Genomic DNA, 18323 nt, shown 5'->3' on the forward strand with positions numbered 1-18323 from the left:
GTCAGAACGTGACGAGCACCTTCATCGCGCGGTGCCGGTCCGCCGCCAGCGCGAAGGCGTCGTGCACGCGCGCCACCGGCACCGCTTCGGTCAGCAGGGGCGACACGTCCAGCACGCCGCGGCTCAGGTAGTCCACGGCCCAGGCGTATTCGTCGACGAAGCGGAAGCTGCCGACCAGGTGCAGGCTCTTGACCATGATCTGGTTGAAGGGGCAGCTCTCGCTGTTGCCGCCGAGCGTGCCCACTTGCACGATGGTGCCGCGCGGGCGCGTCGACAGGATGCAATTGGCCAGCCCGTCGTAATGGCCCGAGACCTCGAAGCACGCATCGACCTGGCCCTTGCCCGCCGCCAGCGCTTGCAGCGCGTCGGGTTCCTTGGCCGCATTGATGGTGCGCGTTGCGCCCACGCGGGTACAGGCCGCAAGTGTCTCGTCGACGATGTCCGCCGCAATGAGCTGGCTTGCGCCCGCGAGCTTGGCGGCCATGAGGATCAGCGCGCCGATGGGGCCGGCGCCCACCACCATCACCGTCTTGCCAAGCAGGGAACCCGCCTCCTGCACCGCATGCAGCGCCACGGCCAGGGGCTCCCCGAACGCGGCCAGCTCGAACGACAGCGTGTCGGGCACGGCGAGGCACTGCGTGGCCTCCACCACCACCTGCTCGCGCATCGCGCCCTGCATGTGGGGCCAGCGGCTGGCGCTGCCGAAGAAGTGCACGTTCTCGCAATGGTTGGAGGCGCCCGCGCGGCAGAAGCGGCAGACGCCGCAGGTGCGCGACGGGTTGAGGGCCACGCGGTCGCCCGGCTTCACCGAGCTGACCTGCGCGCCTACTTCGATGACTTGTCCGGACGCTTCGTGCCCTGGCGTCAGCGGCGCGCGGATGACGAAGTCGCCGACGCGGCCGTGGCGGTAGTAGTGCAGGTCGGAGCCGCAGATGCCCACCGCCTTGACGGCCACGCGCACCTGGGTGGGCGACAGCGCTTCAGGCGGGCGTTCGGCGAGGCGCAGGTCGAGCGCGCCGTGGATTTCGCAGTTCAGCATGGCGTTACTTCAGGTTCTGCGTCATGCGGCGCTCTTCTTCGCTGAGCGCGGGCTGCATGCGCTGGGCCACGGCGCGCAGCCAGTCGAGGTACACCTGCTGGTCCTTCGCCACACCCATGCCGGTCTGGATCTGGAAGATCTTGCTGTCCTGGCAGTCGTTTTCCTTGGGGAACACGGCCAGGCCCTTCACCTTCTTGCTGATGTTGGGCCACAGCATGCGGTTAAGCGGCGCCACGTCCGAGCGGCCGGCCAACACCTCTTCGATCGGGGCGACCGAGCCGGAGTTGGCAACGCCGCGCAGCTTGGCCTTGGAGAACTGCTGGCGCACCAGCGGCTCCTCGCCCGCACCCGAGAAATACGCCATGGTGATTTCGGGCTTGTTGAAGTCTTCGAGGGAGCGCGCGCCGGTGAACTTCGGGTTGTCGGCGCGGCCGAACATGCACACGCCAGTGCTGGAGAAGGTGACGAAGTCGATGATCTTGGCGCGCTCGGCCGTCTCGTTCAGCGGCCCGATCATGATGTCCATCTGGTTGGCCGTGAGCGCCGGCACCTTGGTTTCGTGGCTCACCGGCACGGGTTCCATCTTCACGCCCAGCAGCTTGGCAAACTCCTTGCCCAGCGTCCACGACGGGCCGGACCATGGCTCGCCATCGCCCGCAGTGTTCTGCGCCAGCCAGGGCGGGTTGTTGACCACGCCCACGCGTAGCACGCCGGCCTTGCGGATGGCGTCCACGCGCGGACTCGCGCCGGGTGCCGGCGGGGTCTGGGCTGACGCGCCTACGCAAGCGCCGGCCAAAGCGGCGGCGATTGCTGCGCTGGCCAGCTTGCGGCCGAAGAAGGTGCTGGGGATGTGTGACATGAGGGTCTCCTGCTTTTTGGGCGATGTGTGACTTGCTTATTTCAGTGCGCCGATGACGCGGGCCTCGTCGGCATCGAGCTGCGCCTTCCGGGCCTTCGCGACCTGCCGCAGCCAGTCGAGGTAGGCGGGCTGGTTCTTGTCGACGGCCAGGCCGACCGGCGAGGCCTTCTCGGTGCTGCTTTGGCAGTTGTTTTCCTTGGGCAGAACGGCCAGGCCCTTGACCTTCTGCTGCAGCCCGACCCACGGCACGCGGTTGATCGGTGCCGCGCCGGCGCGGCGCGCCATGATTTCTTCGACCGGAGCGGTGGCGCCGGAACTGGCCACCGCGCGCAGCTTGGCCTTGGGGAAGCGTTCCTTGACCCAGCCCTCCTCGGCGCCGCCGGTGAAATAGGCGATGGTCACCTCGGGCCGGTTGAGGTCGTCGACCGAAGTGGCCTTGGCCAGCTTGGCGTTGTCGGCACGGCAGAACATGCACACGCTGGTGGTGGAGTACGAGACGAAGTCGACCACCTTCAGCCGCTCGGGCGTTTCGCCCAGCGGACTGATGGTCATGTCCACCTGGTTCGACGCCAGCACCGGCACCTTCGTCTCGTGCGATACCGGCACGGTGCTGAGCTTGACGCCGAGCAGGCGGGCGTACTCCTTGGCCAGCAGCCACGCCGGGCCGCTCCAGGGCTCGCCGTTGCCGGTGGTGTTCTCGATCAGCCAGGGCGCGTTCTGCAGCACGCCGACGCGCAACTCGCCGGCCTTGCGGATTGCATCGATGCGCGGGCTTGCGCCGGCCGCGGGCGGCTCCTGCGCGTGGACGCTGCCGAAAGCGCCGGCAAGCAACAGTGCGGTCAGGCCGCGGGCGAGGATGGGCTTCATGGTTGTGTCTCCGTCTTTCAGGGGGTGCAGCGCCGCGGCAGCCGCGGCGGGGCAGGGGCCTAGCGCCAGCTCTGGGCGAATTCGCCGATGACGCGTTCCAGGTGCGCCCGCATGGCCAGCCGTGCGGCATCGGCGTCGCCCGAGACGATCGCGGCAAAGATGCGCTGGTGGTCGTCCTGCGACTTCAGGCGCAGGTCGGGCGAATGAAAGTGCTGCTCGATCTGGGTCCAGATCGGGCCCTTGGCTTGATCCCAGAGGTTCGTCACCGTCTGCAGCAGCACGCTGTTGCCGGTGGATTCGGCGATGTGCAGGTGGTACATGCGGTCGGCCGCCTCGTTGGCTTCCTTGTCGTGCATCTGCTCGCGCATGGTGGCGAGCGCGCCGAACATCTTGTCCAGGTCTGCGTCCTTGCGCGTGGTGGCCGCCAGCGATGCGATCTCGGACTCGATCAGGCAGCGCGCGCGCAGCAGTTCGAAAGGGCCGGCGCCGGTTTCCTGGACCACCGGCAGCCGTGTCGCCGAGTCCGGCGCCTGGCAGATGTAGATGCCCGAGCCGCCGCGCACCTCGACCACGCCCTGGAGCTCCAGCGCAATGATGGCCTCGCGTACCGAGGTGCGGCTGACGTCGAAGCGCTCTGCCAATGCTCTTTCGGACGGAAGCCTCTGGCCAACCAAAAACTCACCCTGTTTGACCAATTCAAAAATATTGGCCGCCAGCCGTTGGTACGGCTTTTCCACAGCAGATTGGCCGATTTTCGACATCGCAGTTGAAGACGGATGGATGAGCTTGAGTGCCATGGCGGTTTCAAAGTGGTTGGACCACATTGTGCGTGGCATACCAATTCAACCCATAGTGGTTTACCACTAAGCCGAGGCAGTTTTACGGACGGCGGATGGGCTGCCGAGGCGGCCGCACCCTATGGCAAACTTCCCGGCTTTATCCGCAAGGCGTCCGAGCGGCGTCGCCAGTTCCAGGGATCCCCTCCGACATGCAAAAAATCATTCGCCAGCTCGCCACCGAGATCAAGGTCGGCGAGCACCAGGTGAAGGCAGCCATCGAACTGCTCGATGGCGGTGCCACGGTTCCGTTCATTGCCCGCTATCGCAAAGAGGTGACCGACGGCCTCGACGACATCCAGTTGCGCGAACTGGAAGCACGCCTTTCCTACCTGCGCGAACTCGAAGACCGCCGCGTCGCCGTGCTCAAGAGCATCGACGAGCAGGGCAAGCTCACGCCTCAATTGCGCGCCGCAATCGAATTCGCGGCGACCAAGCAGGAACTCGAAGACCTGTACCTGCCGTTCAAGCAGAAGCGCCGCACCAAGGGACAGATTGCGCGCGAGTTCGGCATCGAGCCGCTGGCCGACAAAGTGCTGGCCGACCCGACGCTCGACCCTGCGGTGGAAGCGAAGGCGTTCCTGCAGCCCGCGACCACGCTCGACGATGGCAAGCCGGGTCCCGATTTTTCTACCGTGCCGGCCGTGCTCGACGGCGTGCGCGACATTCTTTCCGAGCGCTGGGCCGAAGACGCGGCGCTGGTGCAGCGCCTGCGCGAATGGCTGTGGGCCGAAGGCCTGCTCAAGTCCACGCTGATGACCGGCAAGGACGAGAACAACGCCGATGTCGCCAAGTTTCGCGACTACTTCGACTATGACGAGCCGATCGGCCGCGTGCCATCGCATCGCGCGCTGGCGGTGTTTCGCGGCCGCACGCTCGAAATTCTGGACGCCAAGCTGGTGCTGCCGGTCGAACCCGAGCCTGGCAAGCCCAGCATCGCCGAAGGCAAGATCGCGCTGCACCTGGGCTGGAGCCACGCCGGGCGGCCGAGCGACGACCTGATCCGCAAGTGCGTGGCCTGGACCTGGCGCGTGAAGCTGGCGCTCTCCACCGAGCGCGACCTGTTCACCCGCCTGCGCGAAGACGCAGAGAAGGTCGCGATCAAGGTGTTTGCCGACAACCTGCGCGACCTGCTGCTGGCTGCGCCGGCCGGCCCGCGCGTCGTGATGGGCCTGGACCCCGGCATCCGCACCGGCGTGAAGGTGGCCGTGGTCGATGCCACCGGCAAGCTGGTCGAAACCGCCACGGTATTCCCGCACGAGCCGCGCAAGGACTGGGAAGGTTCGCTGCACACGCTTGGAAAGCTCTGCGCCAAGCACGGCGTGAACCTGATCGCCATCGGCAACGGCACCGCGAGCCGCGAGACCGACAAACTGGCGGCCGACCTCATCAAGCTGCTCGCCAAGATGGCCGCACAGGCCGGCGCGCCCGAGATGACGGTCGACAAGGTGGTGGTCAGCGAGGCGGGCGCCTCGGTGTATTCCGCCAGCGAATTCGCCTCGCAGGAAATGCCCGACGTGGATGTGAGCTTGCGCGGCGCCGCCAGCATTGCGCGCCGCCTTCAAGACCCGCTGGCCGAGCTCGTGAAGATCGACCCCAAGAGCATCGGCGTGGGCCAGTACCAGCACGACGTGAACCAGAGCGAACTGGCGCGCACGCTCCAGGCCGTGGTGGAAGACTGCGTGAACTCGGTGGGCGTGGACCTCAACACCGCGAGCGTGCCGCTCTTGAGCCGTGTTTCGGGCCTGTCGGCCAGCGTGGCCAAGGCGGTGGTGCGCTGGCGCGAATCGAACGGCGCGTTCTCCACCCGCAAGCAGTTGCTCGACGTGACCGGCTTCGGCCCCAAGGCTTTCGAGCAGAGCGCGGGCTTCTTGCGGATTCGCGGCGGCGCCGACCCGCTGGACATCACCGGCGTGCACCCCGAAACCTATCCGCTGGTCGAGCAGATCATCGTCAAGACGGGCAAGCCGATCGCCGAGCTGATGGGCCGCGCCGAAATGCTCAAGACGCTGAAGGCCGAGCTGTTCGCCAACGAGAAGTTCGGCGTCATCACGGTGAAGGACATCCTCGGCGAACTCGAGAAGCCGGGCCGCGACCCGCGCCCCGACTTCAAGGTGGCGCGCTTCAACGACGGCGTGGACGACATCAAGGACCTGGTCGAGGGCATGATCCTCGAGGGCACGGTCAGCAACGTGGCCCAGTTCGGCGCCTTCATCGACCTGGGCGTGCACCAGGACGGCCTGGTCCACGTGAGCCAGCTGAGCCACAAATTCGTGAACGACGCGCGCGAGGTCGTCAAGACCGGCGACATCGTCAAGGTCAAGGTGATGGAAGTGGACGTGGCGCGCAAGCGCATCGGCCTGTCGATGAAGCTGGATGCGGCGCCCGCGCGACGCGATGGCCCGCGCGACAACCGCTTCGAAGGTGCGGGACGCGGCCAGCAGCAGCAGGGTGCGCGCCGCGACAACGCGCCGCAGCCTGCAGGGCAGATGGCGAGTGCGTTTGCCAAGCTGCAGGGGTTGCGCAAATAGGCGCGGGCATATTTTCGGTCGGCCTGTTAAACTAGTCAGAACACTAGTCTGACAAGGCGGCTCCAAATGAAAACCTGGCCTGTGCAGGACGCCAAGGCGCGTTTCAGCGAGTTTCTCGACGCCTGTCTCGCAGACGGGCCGCAAATGGTCACCAAACGGGGGGCCGAAGCCGCCGTGCTGGTACCGGCGGCAGAGTGGCGGCGATTGCATGCCACGGCCAAGCCGTCCCTCAAGGAGTTGCTGCTCTCGGCCGAGGCACGCACCGAGTTTCTCGTTCCGCAGCGCGGCGCGGCACGCCGGCGGCGCATCACGCCAATCCGCTGAGGGGCGGGCGGTATGTACCTGCTGGATACGAACGTCATCTCGGAACTGCGTCGGCCTCGACCGCACGGCGCGGTCGTCGCATGGCTCGCGCCCATCGCCGACAGCAACCTGCATCTTTCCGCGGTCACGATCGGCGAAATCCAGGCCGGCATCGAAATCACGCGCGAGCAGGATGCCGCCAAGGCCGATGAGATCGAGCAATGGGCAGCTCTGGTCGCCGCCTCGTACAACGTACTGCCCATGGACGCAGAAACGTTCAGGCTGTGGGCCAGGCTGATGCACCGCAGTTCCAACACGCTGTACGAAGACGCAATGATTGCCGCCACGGCAAAGCAGCATGCATTGACCGTCGTGACCCGCAACGTCAGCGACTTCGCCGGTTTCGGTATCGACGTCTTCAACCCGTTCGAGTCAAGTGCGGCATGAATAAATGAAAGCCCTGCGCATCTACGCCGGCCCCGTAGCCCGCAAGCACATCGAAGCGAACGGACTGCGCCCGCAGGACGTGCGCACCATTCCCGGAGCGGCAGGCGGGCCCAAGGGCCTTGTGCTCGGGCCGCTCGACCGCTTCATCTTCGGACGCTGGCTCACGCAGTCGAGCCAGCCGGTGCACCTGGTGGGCGCCTCGATCGGCGCGTGGCGGCTTTCGACGGCCTGCTTGTCCGATCCGCAGAAGGCTTTTGAGCGCTTCGAATACGACTATGTGCGCCAGCAGTTCGATGTGCCGCCCGGGCAGAAGCGGCTCAGCCCGAAGCAGTTGAGCGCACGCTTTGCCGAGAGCCTGCACGACTTCTACGGCGGACGCATCAGCGAGGTGCTGAACCACGCGCGTTACAAGCTCCATGTAGTGACTTCGCGCGGGCGCCACATCCTCGGTCGCGAAGGCAGGGCGCGCACCCCTTTCGGCTACCTGGGCGCCTTTGCCACCAACAGCCTGTACCGCAAGGGCTTGGGCGCATGGCTCGAACGCTGCGTGTTTTCCACACCCGGCGCGGCCCTGCCGTTCGGCACGAAAGACTTCCGCACGCGCCAGCATGCGCTGAGCGAAGAGAACTTCAACCTGGTGCTGCAGGCATCGTGCTCGATACCGTTCCTGCTTGCCGCGGTGCACGACATTCCGGGCGCGCCGCGCGGTGCGTATTGGGACGGCGGCATTACGGACTACCACCTGCACCTCGACTACCAGCCGCCCGACGAGGGCATCGTGCTGTACCCGCATTTCCAGCGCGCCGTGGTGCCGGGTTGGCTCGACAAGGGCTTGCGCTGGCGCCACAAGTCCACCGGCTTTCTCGACCGCATGGTGGTGCTCGCGCCCGACCTTGACTGGGTGCGCTCGCTGCCCAACGGCAAGCTGCCCGACCGCAAGGACTTCATCCATTTTGCGAACGATCCGCAGGCGCGCATCGGCGCATGGAGCAAGGCCGTGCGCGAGGCGGAGCGGCTTTCGGATGAGTTCGAGGGCTGGCTCGGGACCGGTCGCACGCGGGACATCCTGCCGCTCTGAACCCCCCGCCGGGGCAAACCCCAAGGGTGCGCGCGCACAGCGGCTTCGAGAATGGCCGGGTCATTCTTGCTCTCCAGAAAGCCGTCCCCATGCCGCAGGCCCGAATTTCACGCCGCCGATTCACCCTTGCCGCCGCTGCGGCTGCAAGCCTTCCACTGCCGACGCTGGCGCAAAGCGCCTGGCCCAGCAAGCCGATCCGCATCATCGTGCCCTATACGCCGGGCGGGTTCACCGACCAGATGGCGCGGCTGGTGCAAGTTGGCCTGCAGACAAAGCTGGGTCAGCCGGTGCTCGTCGACAACAAGCCCGGCGCCAACAGCTTGATCGGCGTCGATGCCATCGCCAAGGCGGCGCCCGATGGCACGACCTTCGGCGTCGTCATTGCGGCTTATGCGGCCAATACCACGCTGTACCCCAAGCTGCCCTACGACCCACGCAAGGATTTGACGGGCGTGTCGTTGATGGGCGTGTCGCCGCTGCTGGCCGCGGTGAACGTCGATGCGCCGTTCAAGACCGCGCGCGAACTCATCGCCTACGCACGCGCGAACCCCGGCAAGGTGAGCTTCGGCTCGTCGGGCAACGGCTCGGCGGCGCACCTGACGACCGAGCTGTGGAAGTCGCTCACGCAGACCTACATGATCCACATCCCCTACCGTGGCGCAGTGCCTGCGCTGACCGATCTCATGGGCGGGCAGATCCAGCTGTTCTTCGACGCGCCCACCGGTCTCATCAACCAGGCCAAGGCCGGCAAGGTGCGGCTCATCGGCGTGGCGGGCGACAAGCGCCTGCCCGCCGTTCCCGATGTGCCTACCTTCATCGAACAGGGCTTCGCGGGCTTCACCGGCAGCACCTGGGCCGGCATGCTGGCGCCGGCCGGCACGCCGCGCGACATCGTCAAGCGCATGTCCGAAGAGGTGGCGCGCATCATCAAGAGCGACGAGACGCGCGCCAAGCTCGATGCCATGGGCACGTTCCCCGCGGGCAGCACGCCCGAAGAATTCGACGCCTTCATTGCCGCCGAAACCGCCAAGTGGGCGAAGGTGATCCGCACTGCGGGCGTGAAGGTGGAATAAAACAAAAGCCTCAGGCCGCGAGCACCAGCACCTTGAACTGGCTGGGCACGATGCGCATGCCCACGATGTTGCAGCGGTTCTGCACCGACAGGCTGGTCATGCGCGTGCAGGGCGTGCCCTTCAGCAGCACGGTGAAGGCGCCGGTGATGTGCCGCGAAGGCCCCATCACCGTCTGCGACACCACGCCCATCAGCACGCCCGAGTTGTCGCCGTTGGTGATGGGCGTGGTGGTGGCCATGTTGTGGACCGGCGTGCCACCGTAGAGGATGTTCCAGGCGTTGGGAATGGCCGTGGGCCCGAGCGCGAAGTTGGGGTAGGGAATGGGGACCGCCGGCGGCGTCTTGCAGACATCCGGAAAGGCAAGGTCCATACCCATCATCTGTGCGTTTGCAAACATGGCAAAGGTTCCTCTTCTCCATCAACCCATGTGGATCTGTTCGGCGTCCACCTTCACCAGCGCCTTGCTGGTGACGAAGGTGTTTTTCGCATGCAGGCGCAGGGTCTCGGCGGCCTGCATGTCGATCTGGCCCGCCCGCACCTGCTCGACTTCTTCGGTAAGACGGAAGCTCGACCGGGTGAGCACGCTCAGGCGGTCGAGCACGGTCTCCAGCGTGCGGCCCACGATGCGCGCGACGAGCGTGGTCACGCGCACTTCGGCACCCCGGTATTCCATGTCCGCGATGTCTAGTTGCGCGCGCGCGGCCTGCAGCGCCAGCGCGGGCGCATTCAGCGCGATGCGGCCGCGGCGCGAGCGGATCGTGAGGTCGCCCTCGGTCACGATGTGCGACTGGCTGGCGTCCGCCTGCGTGACGACGGCAATCAGGTAGAGGCGCTGGCGGTGCGGCCCGGCCACGAGCACGGCGTCGCCCGTGCCGGGCTCGAGCAGGCAGCTCGCAGCGCGCGGGCAGTGCCAACGATCGCCGCCGCCCTGGGGTTCGACCGCGAATGCGCCATCCGGCATCTGTTGCACGACGGTGCCCAAGGCGCTGCCGGTCCAGGAAGGCATGGCGGCCGCGGCGGAGGGCAGCGGCTTGCCCATCAGGGCTTGCATCTCGGCGGCATGCGGATCGCTGCGGTCGATGCCGGCGTCGTGGGACGGAGGCGGGGTGGCTTCGCGGGTGGCGTGGTGGTGATGGTTCATGGGGCGGTGTCCGGTGCATCGGGAGGCAGCGGCCGTCCGAAGGTGTCGCGGCCCGCGCGTTGCGGCCGGCTCGAGCGCGCCGCCGAAAAGTGCTCGGCCTCAAACAGGGCGGGGTCGCTGTCGAGCACGCCGATGCGGTCGCTCCAGCGGCTGCCGGCCTGTATCGATCGATGCGTCTGGGTTCGCAGGAAGGTGGCGCCGCGCAGGTCGGCGCCGCTGAGGTCGGCGTACGAGAAATCCGCATACACCAGCTGGCTGCGCGCGAACGACGTGCGCCGGCAGTGCGCGCGGTGGAATACGCACTGCTCGAGCCTTGCGCCGGAGAGGTCGGCGTCGTCCAGCCATGCATCGACCCACAGGCTCTGGTCGAAATGTCCGCCGCGGGCGTCGGCATGGCGCAGGTCGGCTTCCGGAAAAAGACATTGGGGCGCGTGCACGCCCGTCAGCACCGCCCGCTCGAGCTTCGCGCCCTTGAAGTTGCACTGGCTCAGCCGCGCACCGGCAAAGTTGCAGGCCGCCAGGTCGGCGTCGATGAACTGGCAGAGATGAAACGACTGCGCCGAGAAATCCTGGCCCGCGAGCGCAGCCTCGCTGAAGATGACGTTGTGAAAGCTTGCGCCGCTGAAGCTCGCGCCGCGCAGCCCGGCGCGGTAATACACGGTGGTGTTGAGCGCAACCTTGTCGAAGCGTGTGCCGGCGAGGCTGCTTTCGCCGAACACCGACTTCGTGAGGTCGGCGCGTTCGAAGCTTGCATCGTCGAGTGTGCTCTGGTGAAAGGTGGCCTGGCCCAGGCGGGCTTCGACAAAGTCAGCGCCCCGCAGGTCCGTCTCGGTGAAGACCGCATGCATCATCGCGGCCGAGCGCAGGCTCGCGCGCGGCAGGCCGCAGCGGGTGAAGGCGCAGTGGTGCAGGTCGGCGGCGTCGAGCACCGCGTCGTCGAAGCGGCAGGCATCGAACACCGATTCGGCCAGTTGCGCCCGGTGCAGGCTCGCGGCGGAGAAATCGCAGGCGCCGAAGGTGCCGCCGCGCAGGTCCAGTCCGTCGAAGTTCATGCCCTTGAAGTCCTGGTCCTGAATGTGCTCGCCGCCGCGGATCTTGGTTGCCAGTTCGTCCCGCGTCATTGCGCGGGGTCCGCGGCGCGGCGCGGGAGGGTCTTGGCCTGCTCGATGTAGGCGCCGCGTGTTTCGGTCACGCTGTCCATCAGGGTCTGCGACACATCGGCGCGGAACAGGTTGGCTTCGCGCAGGTCGGTGCCGACCAGTCGTGCCTTCTGCAGGCTGGCATGCATGAGGTTGGCGCCGCGCAGCGAGGCATGCGTGAAATTCGCCCGGATGAACAGGCTTTCTGGCGCATCGATCGCGCCCAGGTCGGCGCCGGTGAAGCTGCAGGCGGAGAAGTCGCAGGTGTCGAGCGTCGCGCGCATGAAGCGGGCGCCGTCCAGCGGCATGTCGCGCAGGCCGCACTGCACCAGCGTCGCGCCTTCGAAGTCCATGTTGCGGAGGCTGCTGGTACCGACGAAGCAGGTGGTGCGCAGCGTTGCCTCGCGAAACACGATGCCATCGTCTCCCGGCGTGTGGGCCCAGGCGCAGGCCTCGAGCTGCGCCCGCGTGAAGTCCAGCCGCGCCACGACGCACGAGATCAGTCCCACCTTGTGGAGCACGGCGCGGCGAAAGCTGCAATCCTGCAGGCAGCTTTGTTCGATGAAGGTCACGTAGGCAAAGCGGGCCTCGTCGAAGCTGCAGTGCGCAAAGTGCATGCCCAGCAAGGTCAGGTGTTCGAGCACGGCATGCGAGAAGTCGCACCTGTCAAAGCGTGTTTTTTCGAGCGTGGTTTCGTGCAGATGTGCGCCGGTGAATGCGGTTTGCACGCATTGCGCCATGCTCAGGTTGGCGCGTTGCAGCACGCAGCCGGCCAGGGAAGCGCGCGACAGTCGCGCGCGCACCAGCACGGCCTCGGTGGCGTCGGCGCCGTCGAGCCGGGCGCCCTCGAGGTTTGCGCTTTCGAGCAGCGTGCGGTGCAGGCGCGCGCCGCGCAGGTCCATGCCCGACAGGTCGGCGCCCGTGAGATCCATGGCCGAGAGATCGCGGGTGGTGGCCATCGCCTCATGCACGCGCTGGCGCACCTCGGCCGCGCGTACGCCGGCCATGGCATCGGCCGCGGATTGATGCTGCGCGCCCATGCGGTACATGTCGAGCAAGCCGCGTTGCCCTTTTTCCAGCACCTGCTTGAACTCCCGTTGCTGGGCGGCCGGGAGCGCGGGCGTACCCGTCGCCTCGGCGATGCCGAGCATGCCTTTCAGCGCGGCCTTCGCGTCGAAGGCGGGTGGACCCTTCGCCGTGGTGCGATCGACGCCGGCCACCAGCTCACCGGTGTCGAACCCAACCTTGCGCGACTCCACCGCGTTGAGCCGGCCCAGCCGCTCAAGCTCTTGCCGCCCATCCTCGAGCCTGCGTCGCTGGTCCTGCGTGAAGACCCGCGTGCGCTCGATGAATTCGGGCAATTCGGCGAGCGTCGGCGCCTTGCGAAAGGGCTCGGGCGGCGGCCGCTCGCGCAAGAGGCGCGGGTCGTGGCCGGCTTCGCGCGCCTTCTGCATCATGTCCTGGCGCAGCCGGTCGCCGCGCTCGCGCATGTTGCGCACGAGCGCCGATTCTTCGTCGTCGTCCAGCGTGTCGAGCCAGGAGCCGATGGCCTCGGCGGGCAGCAGTTCGTCGTCGCGGGCCGCGTACAGCGCACCCGTCTCGGGATGGCAGCGGCGCTGCAGAATCGCGAAGTAGTGCGCGAGCGGGCGGGGCGGGTCGCCCGCGGCCTCGATGGCCGGCATCACGTGGGTGACGTCGTCGGCATCGTCTTCGGTGATGCCGATCTCGCCGTGGTAAATCAGTGCCACCTGCGCAAGGTGTGGAAAGAACCACGCCGTGGTGTGGCGCATGGGCACTTCGTCGAAGTGCTCCGGTTCGCGCTGGCCCGGTGCCGTCTTTCGGGCGATGAAGGCGCGCGCGCGCCAATCCGGCAGCCGGCCGCGCTGCACCGGGAGGGTGGGGTGCATGTTCCAGACTTCATAGGGCGTGCCGCCGGGGATGCTGTCGCGGTCGGCCCAGCGCTGTTCCGGCGGCGCGGCATTGAAGAAGCGCCAGTCCATGTCCTCGGAAAAGCCGGGGAACAGGTTCTCGCGCCAGTGCGTGTCGTAATGCCGGCCGATCAGGCACATGCGGCGCGGCCAGCTCAGGTCGATTGCGCCGAAGGAGGCCGGCTCCGCCTCGCGGTCGGGGCGATCGAGCCGACGCAGCGGGTGCTCGATGTTCGGCAGGCGCTGGACCGCGAGGCCGTTGACGATCTCGGGCGCATGGCCGATGCCCAGCGGGTTGTCGGCAAAGCCGGGGCCACCATACGCGCGCGTCCAGTCCAGGCGCATCGATTCGAAGGCCAGCGGCGCCGTGGTACGGCCATCCAGCCAGAACCGGTCGCCGAAGGCGAGCAGCTGCCGCTCGATCCCGCCCACCCGCAAGGCAACGGCGCAAGCGGTCTTTTCCTTCTGGTGATGGGTGTAGGCATGGCCGGTCGCGAGAAACTCGGCGCACACCTTGGGTATGCCCAGATCGATGGTGCCCGTGGGCCCGAGCTCTTCGGCCGCGATCTTCCAGAACTCCGGTTCGGGCAGCAGCACAGGGGCTTCGCCCATCGACACCATGCCGATGACGGTCACGCCCAGCCGCTGATGCCCGCTGCGCAGAAAGGGGCGCGTGATGACGCTCAGCCTGAGCGGCTTGACGGTTTTCATTGTCCGTAGGCCCTAACCCTGTGCGGGCGGTACTTCAAGGGGCGTCCGCTGCCTGTCCACCGACACCAGGGCGGGATTGGCGGGGTCTTGCAAGAGATGGATGGTTGCGCCGGGCACGGCGATTCGGGGCAGGAGCAGTTCGTCAACCAGCGTCCTGAGCACCACAGTCGGCATCTGGGCCGCGGGCCCCATCTGCAGGTCCAGTTCGAGCGCCACCATGCGTTGCCCATGGGTTCCGGGACTGGTGAGCTGATGTTCCGAGCGCCGCACTTCGACCACGGTCCCCTGCGCGGGCACGCCGGTGCTGCCCATGGCCTTGCCCACGCGCTGCTCTTTGGTGTACTTGCGCTGTTCGCCGGTGGCGACCACCGCCACCGAGATGCAGGCCACCAGCGCGCCGCCCATCATCACCGCGAAGACGATCCACAGAATCTGCTCCCAGATGTCCATTGAGTTTCAGTGGTTCAGACCTTGACGGTCATGGCTTTCGCGGCGAACGCCAGGCCGCCGCTTGCGATCTTCATGCCGATGTTCGCGACCTTGAGCGCCGTTCCCTTGATTTCGGTCGCCTCGTTTTGCGCCCGGAACACTGCGACATCGAGGCGGACGCCGGAGAACTGCGAGTTGAGGATGTAGTTCTGCTGGCGCAGCCCCCAGAGGTCCATGGCCATCCCGACCACGGAGAAGCGGAATCCCACGCCGCCGGCGCGGTGCAGGCGCCAGTCGCTGCTCTTGGCGTAGTTGTTGGTGTAGGTCTTCGAGTTGTTCGTGTAGTCGTTCGTGATGTTGTTGTAGGTGTTGGACGTCGTGTTGTAGACGTTGGTATTGATGACGTGCTGCGTGGTGTTGTGGATGTGGTTCGTCGTGTTGAACGTCACGTCCGGCGAGGTATGAACCGTCGGGCCCGTCACGGTGGTGTTCGACGGTCCGTCGACCAGCACGGTGTTCGAGGTGTTGATGGTGTCGTTGCGCCCGCCACTCACGAAGCGGATCTCCTGCCCGTCGATGGTGCCGTGGAAGCCGCCGGTGATCGCCAGTTTCACGCCGCCCGTGATCGTGTCGTTCAACCCGCCGCTGAGCGTGCGCGTCTTGCCGCCCGAAATGGTCTGCGTGACGCCGCCCGCCACGGTTTCGCTGAAGCCGCCGGTGACGTCGCGCGTGTCGCCACCGTTGATGGTTTCTTTCGCGCCCGCGGTAATGTCGCGCGTTTCGCCGCTCTTGTAGGTCGACGATTCATGCCCGCCGATGACCGTGGTGCGTGTGCCATCGGTGGTGTGCGTTTCGTCGGCTTCCACCTCGACGTCGAGGTTGCGTTCGGCGTGCAGCAGGATCTGCTCGGCGCCGGTGCGGTCCTCGAAGCGCAACATGTTGGCCTGATTGGCCGCGCCGCCCGTGCTCGAGCGCGTGAGGATACCGCTCGCCGTGGCATTGGCGGGCAGCTCCCACGGCGGCATCTGGTCGTTGTTGTAGACGCGGCCGGTGATGATGGGGCGGTCGGGCTCGCCGCCGATGAAATCGACGATCACTTCCTGACCCACGCGCGGCATGTGCATGGTGCCGTAGTTGGCGCCGGCCCAGTTGCTGGACACGCGCACCCAGCACGAGCTGTTCTCGTCCGACTGGCCATAGCGGTCCCAGCGGAACTGCAGCTTCACGCGGCCGAAGCGGTCGGTCCAGATTTCTTCCGGGCCGACGACGGTCGCGGTTTGCGGGCCATTGGTGCGCGGCTTTGGCGTCTTGCGGGCGGGCCGGTAGGGCACGTTCGAAGGCAACACCGTGAAGTCGAACTGGCAGACCGATTCCGTGCTGCCGCCGGTGGAGTATTCGGGCTCCTGCAGGTCGTAGCGGGTTTCGGTGACCAGGTACTCGCGGTTGTCCGATTCGCGCGGGCAATGCGTCATCTCGAACAGGTAGCCCGGCGCCATGCCCACGACGTTGGTGTGGCCCGCGGCAAGCTCGTGGGCGCACTGCAGCTCCTGCAGCCGGATCGTCGCGTAGGTGTCGCCCTGCTGGTGCTCGCTGTAGCCGCCCAGCCATTCGTAGACTTCGTAACTCGAATGATCGTGGCCCTTGGGGTCTTGCCGCACGCTTTGCAGCGAGGCGCGAGACTTCTTGAAGTCGAAGTCGTCGAGCATCACGCGGCCCGAGGTGATCTGCTCCGAGATGCGCCACTGGTCGATGCAGGGCTCCATGGCATGGAGCACGCGATCGCGCGGGCGATACGCAATGGTGGCAAAGCCCGGCAGCTTGCCGTAGCCGCCGGTGTCGTCGGCCAGCACCAGCAGGTGCGAATTGTTCGTGTGCTCGAAGTGGTAGGCGATGCCTTCGTGCTCCATGAGGCGGCTCACGAAAGCGAAGTCGCTTTCCTGGTATTGCACGCAGTATTCCCAGGGGCGGTAATTGCCCGTCAGGCGCTTTTCAAACTCGAAGCCGTATTTGCCCAGCACTTCGTCGAGCACCTCGGGAACGCTCTTGTTCTGGAAGATGCGGCAATCGGTGGTGCGCGTAAGGTACCAAAGCCAGGGCTGGACCAGGGCGCGGTACACGTAGTGGCGGCCGGTTTCGTTGGCGCGGCCGACGAGTTCGAAGCGCACCACGGTTCCGTTGAGAAAGCGCGGCGCGCCGCCGTCTGTGAGTTCGAGTGTGAGCGACGTTCCGAGCAGCTTCTTGAGGTCGAGGTTGAAGCTGGTGCTGACCATGTCGACCTCGAACTCGAACAACTGCGACAGTCCTTCGAGCCCCCGCATCGCGCGGAACTTGAGCTGCTCGGCGTTCAGTACGGTGTGAACCTGGACGGTACGCGTCATTCGGAATTTCCCTCGCCCTTGGGGCTTCTTCGGATGCGAAGCCTTCAGATGGCAGTCTAGGAATTCCTTATGTCATATGCATGACGTGCCGAGGAGGCGCTGCTGTTTTCAGGGCGCTGTTGTTCAGGGCGCGTGCACAGGCCACCGGGTACTCCCCTCCGCGAATGTCCCCCGCCTTCGGCTCCTCCTTTATTTCGCTGCGCGGAGCACCCGGCGCCCTGCGCCCACTGGGCGCTGCGCTTGTTCCGCTCGATCAATAACCGATCTAGACAACGATCCCGTCGATGGGGTGCCTTGCGCAGCGAAATAAAGGAGGAGGCGAAGCCGGGGGACATTCGCGGAGAAAGGTACCCCGTCGGCGGGAGCGCCGCCCTGAACAACAGCGTCCCTGGCACCCAGGAAAGCGAACAGCCTACATCGATGCTTCGAGCATCGCCTTGTAGTCATCGCGCGAAGCCAGCTGCGGATTGGTCTTGTGGCAGTGGTCGGCCATTGCGCCGTCGATGATCTGCTCGAACATGCCGGGCGTCACGCCCACTTCGGCCAGGCCCTTGGGCAGGCCAAGGCGCGCGTTCATGTCGCGGATCGCATCGCCAAGATCGCCAGCCGAATCGAGGTGCATGGCCTGCGCCATGCGCTGCAGCCGCTGCTCCTTCTGCACCGACTCGGCACCGGCATTGAAGTGGATCACCGCGGGCAGGAAGAGGGCGTTGAGCGTGCCGTGGTGCAGGCGCGGATCGACCCCGCCCAGGCTGTGGCTCAGCGAGTGCACGCAACCCAGGCCCTTTTGGAAGGCCATGGCGCCCTGCATCGAGGCGCTCATGAGGTTGAGGCGCGCCTCGCGGTCGCTGCCATCCTTGGTGGCGCGCTCGATGTGCAGCCATGCGCGCTCGAGGCCGTCGAGTCCAATGCCGTCGGCCGGTGGGTTGAAGGCGGCCGACATGAAGGTTTCCATGCAGTGCGCGATGGCGTCCATGCCGGTGGCGGCCGTGAGCTTTGGGGGCAGGCCGAGCGTGAGCTCGGGGTCGCAGATGGCGGCCTTGGGCATCAAAAACCAGCTGTGGAAACCGAGCTTGCGGTGGTCGTCGACGATGACGATGGCGCCGCGCGCCACCTCGCTGCCGGTGCCGCTGGTGGTGGGCACCGCAATCAGCGGTACCACGCGATCGGTGATCTTCGGCGAGCCACCCTCGATGGTCGCGTAGGTCTTGAGCGGGCCCTCGTGCGTGGCGGCAATCGCCACGCCCTTGGCGCAGTCGATGGCGGAGCCGCCGCCCACGGCTATGAGCCCGTCGCAGCGCGCACTGCGGTACAGCTCGACGGCCGCGCGCACGGCAGCCTCGGTGGGGTTGGAGGGGGTCTGGTCGAACACCGCCACTTCCAGGTCGGCAATGGCGTCGAGCGCTTTCTGCAGCACCCCGGCCGCGCGCACGCCCGCATCTGTGACGATCAGCGGGCGATTGATGCCGATGCGCGCGCACTCGCTGGACAGCAGCTTGATGGCGCCGAACTCGAACTGGATTTGGGTGAGGTATTGGATGAGTGCCATGGGTGTGGGTGACTG

General features: G+C 66.6%; 16 protein-coding genes. 5 read left to right on the plus strand and 11 right to left on the minus strand.

Annotated elements, in window-relative coordinates; all coding sequences use genetic code 11:
- Window position 1: 1 nt before the first annotated feature.
- From BLR24_RS18595 to BLR24_RS18610, 4 genes are read right to left on the minus strand one after another with little or no spacing between them, the layout of a single operon-like run.
- Window positions 2-1039: an L-idonate 5-dehydrogenase gene (locus tag BLR24_RS18595; protein ID WP_093019518.1), complete on the minus strand. Its 1038-nt coding sequence runs from the start codon at window positions 1037-1039 to the stop codon at window positions 2-4.
- A gap of 4 nt (window positions 1040-1043) precedes the next feature.
- Window positions 1044-1898: a substrate-binding periplasmic protein gene (locus BLR24_RS18600; RefSeq protein WP_093019520.1), complete on the minus strand. Its 855-nt coding sequence runs from the start codon at window positions 1896-1898 to the stop codon at window positions 1044-1046.
- A 36-nt stretch (window positions 1899-1934) separates the two neighbouring features.
- On the minus strand, window positions 1935-2765 hold the full coding sequence (locus BLR24_RS18605) for a substrate-binding periplasmic protein (protein ID WP_093019522.1): 831 nt from the start codon (window positions 2763-2765) through the stop codon (window positions 1935-1937).
- Window positions 2766-2824: 59 nt separating this feature from the next.
- A complete protein-coding gene (locus BLR24_RS18610) occupies window positions 2825-3562 on the minus strand; it encodes a FadR/GntR family transcriptional regulator (RefSeq protein ID WP_093019614.1) in 738 nt (245 codons plus the stop codon).
- 191 nt (window positions 3563-3753) lie between these two features.
- Here BLR24_RS18610 and BLR24_RS18615 point away from each other — a divergent pair, with 191 nt between their 5' ends.
- The 5 genes from BLR24_RS18615 (at window position 3754) to BLR24_RS18635 (ending at window position 9033) form a co-directional block, all read left to right on the plus strand.
- A complete protein-coding gene (locus tag BLR24_RS18615) occupies window positions 3754-6132 on the plus strand; it encodes a Tex family protein (protein ID WP_093019524.1) in 2379 nt (792 codons plus the stop codon).
- Between the two features lie 66 nt (window positions 6133-6198).
- Entirely contained in the window at window positions 6199-6456 is a 258-nt protein-coding gene (locus tag BLR24_RS18620) for a type II toxin-antitoxin system Phd/YefM family antitoxin (RefSeq protein WP_093019526.1), read from the plus strand.
- Window positions 6457-6468: 12 nt separating this feature from the next.
- On the plus strand, window positions 6469-6882 hold the full coding sequence (locus BLR24_RS18625; protein WP_093019528.1) for a type II toxin-antitoxin system VapC family toxin: 414 nt from the start codon (window positions 6469-6471) through the stop codon (window positions 6880-6882).
- Between the two features lie 4 nt (window positions 6883-6886).
- The gene (locus BLR24_RS18630) at window positions 6887-7960 is read left to right on the plus strand and encodes a patatin-like phospholipase family protein (RefSeq protein WP_093019530.1); all 1074 of its coding nucleotides are present in this window, start codon (window positions 6887-6889) and stop codon (window positions 7958-7960) included.
- A gap of 89 nt (window positions 7961-8049) precedes the next feature.
- Complete coding sequence (locus tag BLR24_RS18635; RefSeq protein WP_093019532.1) at window positions 8050-9033, plus strand: tripartite tricarboxylate transporter substrate binding protein; 984 nt, start codon at window positions 8050-8052, stop codon at window positions 9031-9033.
- Between the two features lie 10 nt (window positions 9034-9043).
- Here BLR24_RS18635 and BLR24_RS18640 read toward each other — a convergent pair whose 3' ends face one another.
- The 7 genes from BLR24_RS18640 to BLR24_RS18670 form a co-directional block, all read right to left on the minus strand.
- Complete coding sequence (locus BLR24_RS18640) at window positions 9044-9430, minus strand: DUF4150 domain-containing protein (RefSeq protein WP_093019534.1); 387 nt, start codon at window positions 9428-9430, stop codon at window positions 9044-9046.
- A gap of 21 nt (window positions 9431-9451) precedes the next feature.
- Window positions 9452-10174: a DUF3540 domain-containing protein gene (locus BLR24_RS18645; RefSeq protein WP_093019536.1), complete on the minus strand. Its 723-nt coding sequence runs from the start codon at window positions 10172-10174 to the stop codon at window positions 9452-9454.
- Window positions 10171-11295, minus strand: coding sequence for a pentapeptide repeat-containing protein (locus tag BLR24_RS18650; RefSeq protein ID WP_093019538.1), 1125 nt, complete (start codon window positions 11293-11295; stop codon window positions 10171-10173). Before BLR24_RS18650 ends, BLR24_RS18645 begins: the two co-directional genes overlap by 4 nt.
- The gene (locus tag BLR24_RS18655; RefSeq protein ID WP_093019540.1) at window positions 11292-13952 is read right to left on the minus strand and encodes a DUF2169 family type VI secretion system accessory protein; all 2661 of its coding nucleotides are present in this window, start codon (window positions 13950-13952) and stop codon (window positions 11292-11294) included. The genes BLR24_RS18650 and BLR24_RS18655 overlap by 4 nt, the downstream gene beginning before the upstream one ends.
- A gap of 12 nt (window positions 13953-13964) precedes the next feature.
- On the minus strand, window positions 13965-14402 hold the full coding sequence (locus BLR24_RS18660; RefSeq protein WP_093019542.1) for a hypothetical protein: 438 nt from the start codon (window positions 14400-14402) through the stop codon (window positions 13965-13967).
- Between the two features lie 14 nt (window positions 14403-14416).
- Entirely contained in the window at window positions 14417-16759 is a 2343-nt protein-coding gene (tssI, locus tag BLR24_RS18665; RefSeq protein ID WP_093019544.1) for a type VI secretion system Vgr family protein, read from the minus strand.
- A gap of 412 nt (window positions 16760-17171) precedes the next feature.
- Window positions 17172-18308 (minus strand): iron-containing alcohol dehydrogenase, encoded by a 1137-nt coding sequence (locus tag BLR24_RS18670; RefSeq protein WP_093019546.1) that lies wholly within the window; start codon window positions 18306-18308, stop codon window positions 17172-17174.
- Window positions 18309-18323 lie beyond the last annotated feature (15 nt).

The organism is Variovorax sp. OV700, assembly GCF_900099805.1.
Taxonomy (GTDB): Bacteria; Pseudomonadota; Gammaproteobacteria; order Burkholderiales; family Burkholderiaceae_C; genus Variovorax.

Coding starts and splice junctions, on each gene's coding strand:
- BLR24_RS18655 (WP_093019540.1), bottom strand. CDS start 13,952: ATGAAAACCGTCAAGCCGCTCAGGCTGAGCGTCATCACGCGCCCCTTT.
- BLR24_RS18625 (WP_093019528.1), top strand. CDS start 6,469: ATGTACCTGCTGGATACGAACGTCATCTCGGAACTGCGTCGGCCTCGA.
- BLR24_RS18600 (WP_093019520.1), bottom strand. CDS start 1,898: ATGTCACACATCCCCAGCACCTTCTTCGGCCGCAAGCTGGCCAGCGCA.
- tssI (WP_093019544.1), bottom strand. CDS start 16,759: ATGACGCGTACCGTCCAGGTTCACACCGTACTGAACGCCGAGCAGCTC.
- BLR24_RS18670 (WP_093019546.1), bottom strand. CDS start 18,308: ATGGCACTCATCCAATACCTCACCCAAATCCAGTTCGAGTTCGGCGCC.
- BLR24_RS18640 (WP_093019534.1), bottom strand. CDS start 9,430: ATGTTTGCAAACGCACAGATGATGGGTATGGACCTTGCCTTTCCGGAT.
- BLR24_RS18605 (WP_093019522.1), bottom strand. CDS start 2,765: ATGAAGCCCATCCTCGCCCGCGGCCTGACCGCACTGTTGCTTGCCGGC.
- BLR24_RS18595 (WP_093019518.1), bottom strand. CDS start 1,039: ATGCTGAACTGCGAAATCCACGGCGCGCTCGACCTGCGCCTCGCCGAA.
- BLR24_RS18650 (WP_093019538.1), bottom strand. CDS start 11,295: ATGACGCGGGACGAACTGGCAACCAAGATCCGCGGCGGCGAGCACATT.
- BLR24_RS18620 (WP_093019526.1), top strand. CDS start 6,199: ATGAAAACCTGGCCTGTGCAGGACGCCAAGGCGCGTTTCAGCGAGTTT.
- BLR24_RS18660 (WP_093019542.1), bottom strand. CDS start 14,402: ATGGACATCTGGGAGCAGATTCTGTGGATCGTCTTCGCGGTGATGATG.
- BLR24_RS18615 (WP_093019524.1), top strand. CDS start 3,754: ATGCAAAAAATCATTCGCCAGCTCGCCACCGAGATCAAGGTCGGCGAG.
- BLR24_RS18610 (WP_093019614.1), bottom strand. CDS start 3,562: ATGGCACTCAAGCTCATCCATCCGTCTTCAACTGCGATGTCGAAAATC.
- BLR24_RS18645 (WP_093019536.1), bottom strand. CDS start 10,174: ATGAACCATCACCACCACGCCACCCGCGAAGCCACCCCGCCTCCGTCC.
- BLR24_RS18630 (WP_093019530.1), top strand. CDS start 6,887: ATGAAAGCCCTGCGCATCTACGCCGGCCCCGTAGCCCGCAAGCACATC.
- BLR24_RS18635 (WP_093019532.1), top strand. CDS start 8,050: ATGCCGCAGGCCCGAATTTCACGCCGCCGATTCACCCTTGCCGCCGCT.